The organism is Neobacillus drentensis, from assembly GCF_036962765.1.
Taxonomy (GTDB): Bacteria; Bacillota; Bacilli; order Bacillales; family Cytobacillaceae; genus Neobacillus; species Neobacillus drentensis_C.
The window spans coordinates 11,147-22,599 of the sequence record NZ_JBALOS010000050.1 but is presented as its reverse complement, the minus strand read 5'-3'; the positions used below and the strand labels follow the sequence as shown (position 1 = coordinate 22,599).

General features: G+C 38.6%; 10 protein-coding genes. 2 read left to right on the top strand and 8 right to left on the bottom strand.

Going from position 1 to position 11,453, the window contains the following annotated elements:
- Window positions 1–357: 357 nt before the first annotated feature.
- Complete coding sequence (locus V7137_RS08410) at window positions 358–2,310, top strand: translation factor GTPase family protein (protein ID WP_335697671.1); 1,953 nt, start codon at window positions 358–360, stop codon at window positions 2,308–2,310.
- A gap of 167 nt (window positions 2,311–2,477) precedes the next feature.
- Here the strand turns inward: V7137_RS08410 and V7137_RS08405 are convergent, their stop codons facing one another.
- The 8 genes from V7137_RS08405 to V7137_RS08370 form a co-directional block, all read right to left on the bottom strand.
- On the bottom strand, window positions 2,478–3,308 hold the full coding sequence (locus V7137_RS08405) for a pentapeptide repeat-containing protein (RefSeq protein WP_335697670.1): 831 nt from the start codon (window positions 3,306–3,308) through the stop codon (window positions 2,478–2,480).
- Between the two features lie 95 nt (window positions 3,309–3,403).
- Window positions 3,404–4,609 (bottom strand): MFS transporter, encoded by a 1,206-nt coding sequence (locus V7137_RS08400; RefSeq protein WP_335697669.1) that lies wholly within the window; start codon window positions 4,607–4,609, stop codon window positions 3,404–3,406.
- Window positions 4,610–4,817: 208 nt separating this feature from the next.
- Window positions 4,818–5,549 carry a TerC family protein gene (locus tag V7137_RS08395; RefSeq protein WP_335697668.1) on the bottom strand — a complete coding sequence of 244 codons (732 nt, stop codon included), beginning with the start codon at window positions 5,547–5,549 and terminating at the stop codon, window positions 4,818–4,820.
- Between the two features lie 243 nt (window positions 5,550–5,792).
- Window positions 5,793–6,824: a YARHG domain-containing protein gene (locus V7137_RS08390; protein WP_335697673.1), complete on the bottom strand. Its 1,032-nt coding sequence runs from the start codon at window positions 6,822–6,824 to the stop codon at window positions 5,793–5,795.
- 163 nt (window positions 6,825–6,987) lie between these two features.
- Window positions 6,988–8,598 (bottom strand): zinc ribbon domain-containing protein, encoded by a 1,611-nt coding sequence (locus V7137_RS08385; protein WP_335697667.1) that lies wholly within the window; start codon window positions 8,596–8,598, stop codon window positions 6,988–6,990.
- Window positions 8,599–8,611: 13 nt separating this feature from the next.
- A complete protein-coding gene (locus V7137_RS08380) occupies window positions 8,612–9,103 on the bottom strand; it encodes a zinc ribbon domain-containing protein (RefSeq protein WP_335697666.1) in 492 nt (163 codons plus the stop codon).
- Between the two features lie 223 nt (window positions 9,104–9,326).
- Complete coding sequence (locus V7137_RS08375; RefSeq protein WP_335697665.1) at window positions 9,327–9,824, bottom strand: GNAT family N-acetyltransferase; 498 nt, start codon at window positions 9,822–9,824, stop codon at window positions 9,327–9,329.
- A gap of 48 nt (window positions 9,825–9,872) precedes the next feature.
- A complete protein-coding gene (locus tag V7137_RS08370; RefSeq protein WP_335697664.1) occupies window positions 9,873–10,328 on the bottom strand; it encodes a GNAT family N-acetyltransferase in 456 nt (151 codons plus the stop codon).
- 275 nt (window positions 10,329–10,603) lie between these two features.
- Between V7137_RS08370 and V7137_RS08365 the strand changes: the two genes are divergently transcribed.
- Window positions 10,604–11,077, top strand: coding sequence for a hypothetical protein (locus tag V7137_RS08365; protein WP_335697663.1), 474 nt, complete (start codon window positions 10,604–10,606; stop codon window positions 11,075–11,077).
- The last annotated feature ends 376 nt before the right edge of the window (window positions 11,078–11,453 follow it).

Genomic DNA, 11,453 nt, shown 5'->3' with positions numbered 1-11,453 from the left:
TTAGTTTTCAAAGAACAAGATCACTTAGTAAAAAAGCGACAAAATCTACCATACCGCTTTTCTGTTAAAATATCAATTTAAAAATATACTTATTTCCAAACGACATTTTTAAAAAGTGACAAGTAATAATATAGCATATTCTCTTCATCAGTGTCAATATATATTTTGTATTTTTGACCGCCTCAAAAGGGAACTTTCATATAATAACATCATTGTCCTACCATAGACAATAGAAATTTTATCCAAATAATCATTTAAAATATGCCCCCTCTTATCACTAGCATTTTCACGTTACATGGGTGACCCATTTGTTATAATAGGTTAGATATATACTTAGTTAACATTAGAGGTGGCACCATGAAAAAAACGATAGGGATGTTCGCTCATGTTGATGCAGGAAAAACGACATTGGCAGAACAACTGCTCTACCATACGAAAACAATCAGACAAAGAGGACGTGTCGACCATCAGGATACATTCCTTGATACCCATGACATCGAAAAACAAAGAGGTATAACCGTATTTGCCGATCAGGCCTTATTTTCCTATAACGAATCCCATTATTATTTGATCGATACGCCCGGGCATGTCGATTTCTCTCCTGAAATGGAGCGAGCGATTCAAGTGATGGATTACGCAATAGTCATTATTAGTGCAGTGGAAGGTATCGAGGGACATACGGAAACCGTTTGGAGACTTTTACAAAAGCATGATGTCCCAACCTTTTTCTTTATCAATAAAACCGATCGTGTCGGTGCCGATTCTGAAAGGGTCTTAGACGAAATTCGCAGCAACTTAACCACAGATGTATTTGATATAACAGAGTGCTTTTCCCATGGGCAAATGAGTGAAGAACTGATTGAATTTATTGCAGAGCGTGATGAGCCCCTTTTAGATACATACATGGAAACTGGATATCTACCACAACTTTGGTTAGAGACTATGAGCAAGCTAGTAAAAGAAAAGCAGATCTTCCCCTGTGCATGTGGTTCCGCTTTGCAAGATAGTGGCGTCTACAGCTTTCTTGAAAAATTAGACCTATTAACCACTACCAATTATCAATGTGATGCCCCTTTTGCAGGCCGTGTTTACAAGATTCGTTATGATGAAAAAGGAACAAGAATTACATTTATCAAGGCATTGTCTGGAACCTTAAAAGTAAGGGATGAATTAAATTACAGAGAGGAAGAAAATCTTCTCTGCGAAAAAATCACACAGATCAGACTTTATAATGGAAGTAAATTTAAAACGATCGATCAAGTAGAAGCAGGCGATATTTTTGCCGTAACAGGATTATCTGCCGCTTCAGCTGGGGATGGTCTGGGGACATTAAAGGAAAAAGCCGAATACGAGATGCTTTCTGCCTTAAAATCTAAGGTAATTTTCGATCCAAAAATGAATGTAAAAGAAGTGCTGCGGTATTTTAAAATGCTTGATGCTGAAGACCCAGCCTTGAATGTCACCTGGGAGGAACGCACACAAGAAATCCATATTCATGTCATGGGGGTAATCCAACTTGAGGTTCTTAAACATATCATTAAGGAGCGCTTTCTTTTTGAGGTATCGTTTGCGGAACCAGAGATCTTATATAAAGAAACAATCGGTTCAGAGGTAATGGGGTACGGTCATTTTGAGCCCCTTGGACATTATGCGGAAGTCCATCTTAAATTAACGCCAAGTGAGCGAAATAGTGGGATTTCTTTCGAAAATGCCTGTCATACTGATCATTTACCGGTCGGGACGCAAAATGTCATCCGGAATCACCTTTTTGAGAGGGACCATCATGGATTACTTACTGGGTCGCCCATCACCGACCTGAAGATTACGTTATTAACAGGACGAGCCCATGTCAAACATACCTCTGGCGGGGACTTTAGGGAGGCAGCTTTCCGAGCATTGCGGCAAGGGCTTGAAAAGGCAAATAACATCTTGTTGGAACCTTTTTATGAATATAAAATCAACGTCGATTTAGAACATATGGGAAAAATTCTAACCGATATTCAAAATGCACACGGCAGCTTTAACCCTCCGACAACCGTGGGAAACAAAACCCTATTAATCGGGAAAGTACCAGTCGCTACCTTTATGAATTATGGCCCTGAGTTCGCCTCAATTACCCAAGGAAAAGGAACACTAAATCTAGTTGTTGGCGGTTATTACCCTTGCCATAATCCAAATGAGGTTATGGAAAAAATCCAATACAATAAATATGCTGATCCAGTATATACTTCGTCATCCATCTTCTGCTCCAAAGGACAAGGCTATTCCGTGCCGTGGGAAGATGCAGAAAGTGAAATGCATTGTTTATAGGATATGTTTGATTGGTTAACGGTCGTCTATAACATATATTGACGACCGTCCCATCCTTTTTTCAATGGTTTCGGCAACCAATACCCGTTATTGATTACCTTCACACCCTTTTTTCAACCCTTTCGGTCACCAATTCCCCAACAAACTACCATTCACCGCTTCCACTTTCAATTTTCCATCCAATGCTCCGGAATTCTTAGTGTAGTCGGTATTTTAGTAGTGCGGTCGCCCTTTGCTGAATTGACTTGAGCTTGAGTCAGGAACAGGCTTCCTGTCAAATTTGCTCCTCGTAAATCAGCGTCTCGCAAGTCCGCACCAATCAAGTCTGCCACGCGCAAATCGGCTTTTCTTAGATCCGCCGCTATCAGTAATGCCCCTCTTAAATTAGCTCCTTTTATGTCAGCACCTTTTAAATTTGCGCCTATAAAATCTCTCTTTTTAACATTTTTCTTTGCTGACACCTTAGCACGGACAAGCTCACTTGTCCGGAGAAGTAAATCATTTACGATTGCTCTATGAGCTGGAACGTTTAACGCTAAAATCGATCGAGGACTTAGTGTTGTCAGTTTTTCCGTTTCGTCAAATGCAGACTGCAATTCTTTATAGATTGGGTGAGCATCTTTTAAGCTAAGAGCTTCATGTAAATAACAAAGCATCTCATGAAGTTGTTGCATAATCGGAAATACTTCAAACATTTCTTTAGCTAAAGCAGGATGGTTTCGCCAGTCGTTTCCACTATATGTAACTTGCGAAACTTTTTGACCTGCACCAAAACACTCATATCCAACACAGCCTCTAAATCCTTCTTTTCTAAGATTTTTATGAATGCCACAACGATAATCAGTCTGCAAATTTCGGCAAGGAGTACCTGCTTCTTTATCAAACGCAAAATCAGCCGACTTTGTATATGGCAAAGCAATACAGCACAAACCAAAGCAATTGATACAATCCGCTCGTAAACTATTTTTTTTTTTATTGTCTATTAGTTGATTAGACATTCCTATCCCTCCCAATAATCAACGTCACCTGCTACTAATTTAACACAAAAACACCCTCTCATCCGAATAATTAGACAAAAGGGTGTTTTTAGTATTTAGGTTAACGCTTTTCTTTTAAGAGCACGGCTGCTTAAAATCTTTCCATTCCAATAGGCCATACCGCATGCAATTAATAATAAAATACCAGTGACGATAAAAACACTGTGTACAGGGAATATTCCACCGAGGAATCCCCCTATTATCGGACCAATCATCCCACCGATTTGGTTAGCTGTTTGGTTCAAACTAAATGCCCTGCCACGGAAATCTTCAGGTGTTACCTTTACAACAAGACCATTAAGCGCTGGGAAGACGGCACAGAAAAAGATTCCAAACACAAAACGGATCATGGAAAATCCCCAGATTTGACTGAATAATATTTGAGCGATTGTTCCTATTCCACCACCCAGTAACCCGATAAATAAAACACGTTGAAAGCCGACTTTATCTGCCCATTTCCCCCAATAAGGAGCAAACAAGGCGCTTGCGATTCCAGGTAAGGAGAACACAATTCCCGCTAATAATGAAGCATTTTCAGACGAGCCCCCCAATTTCACGATATATAACGGAAGGACAGGCTCAATCGTCATAATGGAACAGCTTGTGACAACAGTAAGGATGAGGACGAGAAAGAATGGGCGATTTGTCAGGGCTATTTTAAAGTCATTTTTAATAGAACCCCGAACCTTACTTGGCGTAAAATTTTCCTCCACTACCCAAAAAATAATCAGGAGAGTGGCAAGAAAAACAATTATTCCCGCAGTGGCAAAGGCCCAGCGATTTCCTACTAAATGTGAAATCCCTCCACCTAACAAGGGACCAAGAATACTTCCTGAAGCTGACGCTGACGAAATAAGGGAAAGTGCATAGCCCACCTTGTTACCTGGTGTATTGGTACCAATTAAAGCGATAGCACCAGGTATGAATCCACTTAATAATCCCTGCAAGATTCGTAGAATTAATATTTGATAAGGATTAGTAACAAAAGCCATTAACGTATAGATGGCAAAGAGCGCAAATCCAGCGCGGATAATCATGGGTTTCCGCCCATATTTATCAGCCATCCGGCCCCAAAACGGTGAGGCAATTGCTCCTGAAAAAAATGCTGCACTAAATAACAATCCTGACCAAAATTCTGTATGTTCATGTACACCAATTTGCAAAAGGAAAATTGGCAAAAAGGGTATCACCATGGAAAAGCTCGCCGCTGTAAAAAAGACCCCGATCCAAAGCACCCACAAATTACGTTTCCAGTTTAGCATACTGCTCCATCTCCCAAAGCTTTATTCGCTTAGCCGTTTTTAATATGGTCTATAATAACATACTGGTAAATTATTTTCATTTCCGAAATATTCGTATATAGAAATTTTCAAATAAAATTTCTAATTTTTGTCTATCCAAATGTTCAATCCTCCAGACCAAAAAGTAAAAACCATCCAAATGAATGAATGGTTTCCGTAAAAATAAACATTAAAGTGTTTTTTCATTCCCTGAACTTTTCCTGACGAAATGGACAAGGAATGTTCCTGAAAAGACAGCAATTAAGATTGAAAAGAAGACAAATTCATCTAATTGGTATCCAAAGGCAGAGACAATCATTCTTATAGCGATAATAGCAATTAACACAAAGGCAGTGATTTCCACTTCTGGGACTTTTTCAATTAAAACCAAGAATAGTTGAGCTACCCCTCGCATCATTAAGATCCCAATCACACCACCAATAAATAAAACCCACTCCTGATTTGAGACACCAAAGGCCGCAATCACGCTATCTAAACTAAAAGCAATATCCATCAATTCCACGGTTAGAACCGTTCTCCAGAATCCCATTTTCTTATTTTGAACTTCATTTTCGTCATCATTGTTCTTGATAAAGTTTTGAATCACAATCCAGAGTAAGTAGTGGCCACCGACAATTTTTATCCAGCCAATATTGATTAAGGTAACCCCTAACCCAATCGCTAATATTCGAAATAGATAGGCACCAAAAATCCCGTAGAATAACGCCTTTTTTTGTTGGTGCTTAGGTAAATTTTTCACTAAGATTGCTAATACGAGGGCGTTATCAGCGGATAGTAAGCCTTCAAGAATAACAAGTGTCCCGATCACTCCCCAACTCGCTGGGTTCGTAAAGACCTTTTCTAACGCATCTAGTGAAAAAAATGTACTATAGCTATTGATAATTTCATGTAGAAACTCCATTTTTTCTCCCTTTCCATCGCATTATTTTCTTGACCTATTTCAAAATCCTTAATAGGATAAAACGATTCTATGCTTGTCCCTCAAAAATTATTGCACTACTGGTGGCCTTTTTCTAGCTTCCTCATTTAAATGTATGTAAGGTTTTAGAATAAATGAACCAAAACCATAACTAGCAAAAGCAAATAAACTGAGAATATCCAACGAACCTATAAACCTGGATATTCTCAGCTTATGTTTAGAAGATTATTTAAAATCCTTCTCTCGATCTAGGATTAACTTCACATTGTATTTCTCAATGGCATTCAACGTAGTGCCGTCATAAGATGGATCTGGAAAATACCATGATGTGTTTAAAAAATAAACCCTTAAATCAGCCGATTCAAAAATATATCCATGCCGGGCATAGATTTCATTTCTGGCTAAGCGAAGTTGCCGAGGAGTTAGTGGAACTAATTCACTCATTGTTAATCTGACAAAATCACTATCAGGAAAAATATATTCACTTGATGGATCTCGAGGTGGCCTGCTAGTTGAAGTACCAAAAACGTTTGTATGGATAACAAGTGTTAAATTACCCTTGCTTGATCCTTCTAACACGGGGATCGAATACCCACATGACCCTGAGAAATTTAGAATGTCCGATTGTGGAAGGGTGGCAGGATATTCACCCACGCAATTATTTCCGACGCCAATAACCCAATCAGCATGTAGTTCTTTTGATAAAGTATCCGCAATTTGATATACCTCTTTAGCCCATGTTTTTAATGGCAGCAAATTCCCTTCATCAAATAGACCAAAAATACGTGCTAAATCCCGAGACGGAATATCCGAAGCTGATAAGAACACACTGCCATCCTGAAGGGTAACATTCCATTCTCCGACCGATAATTCCCTGCCAGAGGTGAAAATCCGTAGGTTATTTAATTTGTTGGTGTAGAAACGTAAGATCGATTCTTCGCTATTTACCACCACTTCCTCCTGTTTACTTTGAGCATCTTCCTCTATTCCCGATTCTGTCGTCTCTTTTTTATCTGTATCTTCTTTGTTTTTAGAAGCAGCTTTGGGTGTATTCTCTTTTTTTGTAGTATTTACTGGGGTTGCTTTATGTGTGGTATCCAACAGATTATTTATTATGAAAAACGCCGCGAGGCCGACTAGTACAATCCCTAACAATGAGAAAAAGGCTAGTTTGAATCCTTTATGATGGTTTTTATGTACAGAACGGGTCTCTCCCTCTTTAGTTAACGGTTCCTCCTCAAAAACCGGCGATTCCATGATCACTGACAGTTTCTCCCCGCAACCAGTACAAAAAAGTTCTCCCTCTATTCCTTTCTTTCCACAATTTGTACAGAAATCCCCCACTGATGAACCCCCTCCTTTATCAAAGTAAATTCTATTAAAATATCCCTTGCCTACATAAGGAGACAAGGGGAACCATTTAATAATTCTTTTTCAATTTATGGATGAAGGTCCCTGCAAGGGCAAATACAAATGAAAAGATGAAACTTTTAATAAAGGTTCCAACTGGACCAAAGCCAAGTTCCAACGACATCTCCAGCGTATTTTTCACACTCTCTCTTTCTCCACTTAGGGCAAAACCTAAATCAGTCAAAGCAGCAAGGAATGACATTAGAACAGCATAAACCACACTAAAGATGACGAGATTCTTAATCATATCTGGATTTCTTGCAATCTTGTAGCCCGCCCAAATAAATAAGGCAATCGGTATCAGTGTCGCCAGCTTTAAATAAAGATCGAAATCCGTCCCGGCCAGCAAATCATCGATGAATAATGTATTCCCCTCGGGTTCAACCCCTGAGAAGATTCCATAAGACAAAGACTCTTCCACTCCTGACTCAGTATGTGTAAGCTTGATGGGTGTGAAGTGTAATAGATTCCATAAGTAACTGCCAAGTTGAACAGAAACGGTGGCGATTAGCATATAACTTTTGTCAATTAATTCTTCAAACGGCGTATCGGAAAAAAACGACCCTACCTCTTTTAATTCTCCTATTTTACTAGAAATGAAAGCAAATATCCCTACGGAGAAAAGAAGAATGCCGCGAATCGGAATAACGATGGCTTGATGAATGGCTTCACCTGAAGGAATCCACTCTGCTAGGAGACCTGTTGTCTTCCGGAAGGTTACAGCAAATAAACTGCCCAGCCCGCTGAAAAAGAAACCAAAAATCAATGTCAACATAAAGGTTCTAAAAAAAGAATAGTCGGTGCTTATCTCAAGACTCCATTCAAAATTTTTCTGGTCCGTATTGAAGTCATAGGAATACCCTGCAAAAAGAGAAAAGATTGTCATAAATAATGCATAGATACCGGCTATTCCGATTGCATGGATCAAATGGTCTTCCAGCTTTGAACTGAGTTTTCGCCTTGAGGCAATGATTCCAGCTGCAAATAATCCGATGAAGGGAATAAGAAGATAGATGATGAAACCATTCTTTGCCTTAGCTTCAACCGTTGCTTGTTCTGCATCTCCGCTAATTGCGCCATCCACGGCAACTGTAATGACAGGGTTTTGGAGGTTTGAAGCCATCACGATGTCAGATATACCATACATTTTATCTAGCTTAGGGAGATCTGCACTCCGTTCAAATGGAACCTCATCCATCAATCCATCCATATCCATATCGTCCAGACTATTCCCTATTAAGCTGTTAAAAACCTTTTCCGAAGTTTTCATTACGGAAAAAGATAATCCAAAAACAATAAGGATGGCAATTAGTGCTGGCAATAGGGCATTTTTAAAATATGTAAACCGAAAGCCCGGCAGCTTTTTGGGAAGAACTGCCGCCCGATTTGTCAATTCCTTGGGCGAGGAAAAGCCTTTGTCATGGCTGTACTGAAGGTTACTTGACCCACATTCCGTACAATAGTTATAACCATGTGTTGTTTTTCCCCCACAATGGGAACAAAAGGATGCTTTATATTCCTTCAATCGAAATTTCACAGGAGTTCGTTTCAACCAGGTTCCGTCATTGATGCAATAATTGGCAGTAGCAAGATTCTCCGTCCCACAATTTTTACAAAACATCTGTCAGCCCCCTTTACAAAACCAGACGGCTTCCACAACAAGCGCAGAAACTGGCTTGTGCCGGGACGTGTTCTTCACAAGTTGAGCAAGCGATTGTATCCAAAGACTCCGTGCTACTAGCCAGATGTTCTTGTCGTTGGCCACATGAGCCACAAAATTTATCATTTGCAGTAATCGGACTGCCGCAATTAGAGCAGCCCCATGCATGCTCTTTCTTATTTATTTGTTCCAATCCCTTTTGGGCTTGAAATATACGTTGGTCCAGTTCAGCAATCTTTACAAAGAATTGTCCCAATTCTGGATTTTCCAATTTTCCTGACCGAATTCTTTGGTAGGTTTCTTCTCCTAGGTGAAGAAGCAGTTCTGCTCGTTTTTCAGAATGTTCCTGAATAAGTTTTTTTAATTGGCTAACTTCCTGAACTGTTTGGAGTTTCTGCTTTCCTTGCTGAAGCGAATCCTGAAGGAGATTCAATCCACCTCCAAGTTTTGTTTGTAAATCACTCACCAACAAATCCCTCCTATACTTTGTCAATGCAAATAAAAAAATGGAAAAACCAGGACCCTGAAACTAATTTCAGATATAGTTCTTACTGCTTATCTACATAAATTTTATTTAGAAAGCCGTAGCATTATGTCATAAATTTGGGTACGTCCATTGATGAGAGATAACAGATGTGAATTTTTTCGGAGAAAAAACAAAAAACGATCCAGCTTTCGAATCGTTTTCTTTAATCAAATTTGTGAATTGTTTTACACATGTTGTACCAAGTGACTCCACCATGTTTGGAACTTGAGACACCCATATTATGGTAGCCGAACCTTTCATAGAAGCGAATTAAATCCTTTTTACAAGTAAGCGTAATCGTTTCTCGTTTGTTTGTTCTTGCTTCTTTTTCAAGATGTGCAAGTAACGCAGCTGCCACACCATGTTTCTGAAAAAGGGGCGACACCGCTAAACCTAAAATACTTTGATGACCGCCAATATCTTGATTTTTCTTGGTCAAGCTAAATAAATCATCGGTTATGTACGCTTTATCAATCACAGGACCATTAATTAATCCTACGATTTCACCATCTGCCTCTGCTACAAAAAAACTATCTGAAATCAACTCAATCCGTTTTTCAAATGCATGTTTCGTAGCCGCCTCTTCTCTTGAAAAACAAAGATTCTCTATGACAACCAGTTGAGATAAATCATCTATTTTTACGTTTCGTATCTTTATCATCCAATCATTCCTTCTACTATCCAGATTATTTTTTAGGTCAATGAAAGATTATGGTTTTAGCTTGATATGATGGGTAGAATTTGGATTCCGGCTGCTTTTTGAAAATCCAAGCGAGGTATAAAACAAATCGGCGTCATTAGTATTTGTATGGAGTACTACCTCTTTAAACATTCTTCTTGCATCAAAAAGAATCTTATTTATTAAGAACCTGCCCACCCCTTTTCTACGATACTCCTTTAAAACGTAAAACCTTCTTAGACGGCCTATTTCAGGTTCATGAGAATAAGGATCAATATTAATTCCTCCAATTGCAATTAATAGACCTTTTTCATTAAAAACACCATATAAGCCCTCACCTCTTTTTTGAAAGGTGTTGGTACCACTTTGATAATCATTAACTAACCTATCAATAAAATGAAAACCATCTTCTTTGCTTTCCTTCAAGATATAAGATACATCAATCGTAGAAAGGTTTGATATTCTCTTTATATTAAATTCCAGCATAAAATCCTCCGCTCATTGGGGCGATAATAAATGGCCGCATCGTTTATCTTCACAATATAAATGAATGGCTCTATCTACTATTATATCTTCCTCTTTTATCAATACCAGCAAAAAAAATACAAATACTTTCCCTAATTATTTACATAGTTATTCCAGTAAAATAATAATTAACATTAACATATTCACATCGAAATTAACTTATTTGCCGGATTGTCCTTTACGGGCACGTTTTCCTTACATACACTAAAACAATTAATCCGTTTGGAGTGAAAAAAATGTCCTCTAACCTAACTTTAAATGTAAGAACAGCCTTGGCTTACACCGTACAAGCCATCCGCTATGCTGATAATGCCTTAATGCTCTTCCTAGAAATGTCTGATTTTCCTCTACCGCCGAATCCAATTAAAATTCAATTCTACCAAGATGTTGTCGATCATCTCACTGAAGCCTATCTTGCCATTAAAGATTTACCTTTTGATACGTATTTTCCGAGTGACCCCGTTATTACCATTGCCCCAATCGTGGCCCAAAGCCAAGATAACCAACACCTTATTATTCTTTCCGACAATCGGATCAGTTTAGCCTTAGATAGAACGGAAGATACCATTAATTCTCTTGAGCAAGCCATTTTATTAAGCAGTAAAAATGAAAGACTTAATGGACAGTTGTTTTTCATTAAGCTAAGTTTAGAAGCAGCCCGTGATGCCCTGGTATCAGGTTTAAATGAACCTGACTTTATCGTAAGTTAAGAGCCGCTAGATTTAGTGGCTCTTTTTTAGGTTCGAGCTTGGTAAAGAGTTTGGTAGTTTTTTATTAAAAAATAAAGCGCATCTGCAAATGGCAGAAACGCTTGCTTTCGTTTTATTTAAAGTGATCCTGAATATCCTTATTAAATTAAACTAGTTTGATAGTTCATATAAGGGACCTCCGTCATCCTTTGTTTCAAATAAAGATCTTGATAATAACCGTTTCGCATTAACAGACTATTATGGTTTCCACGTTCCACAATGGTTCCATTTTCCACGATAAACCGCATGGTTTAAAGGCTAAAAATGGAAAGTTTTTGTAGACCATTGCAGGTTTTTACGCAAAAAAAAATCCGCAGATTAGCGGATTTTCAGAATT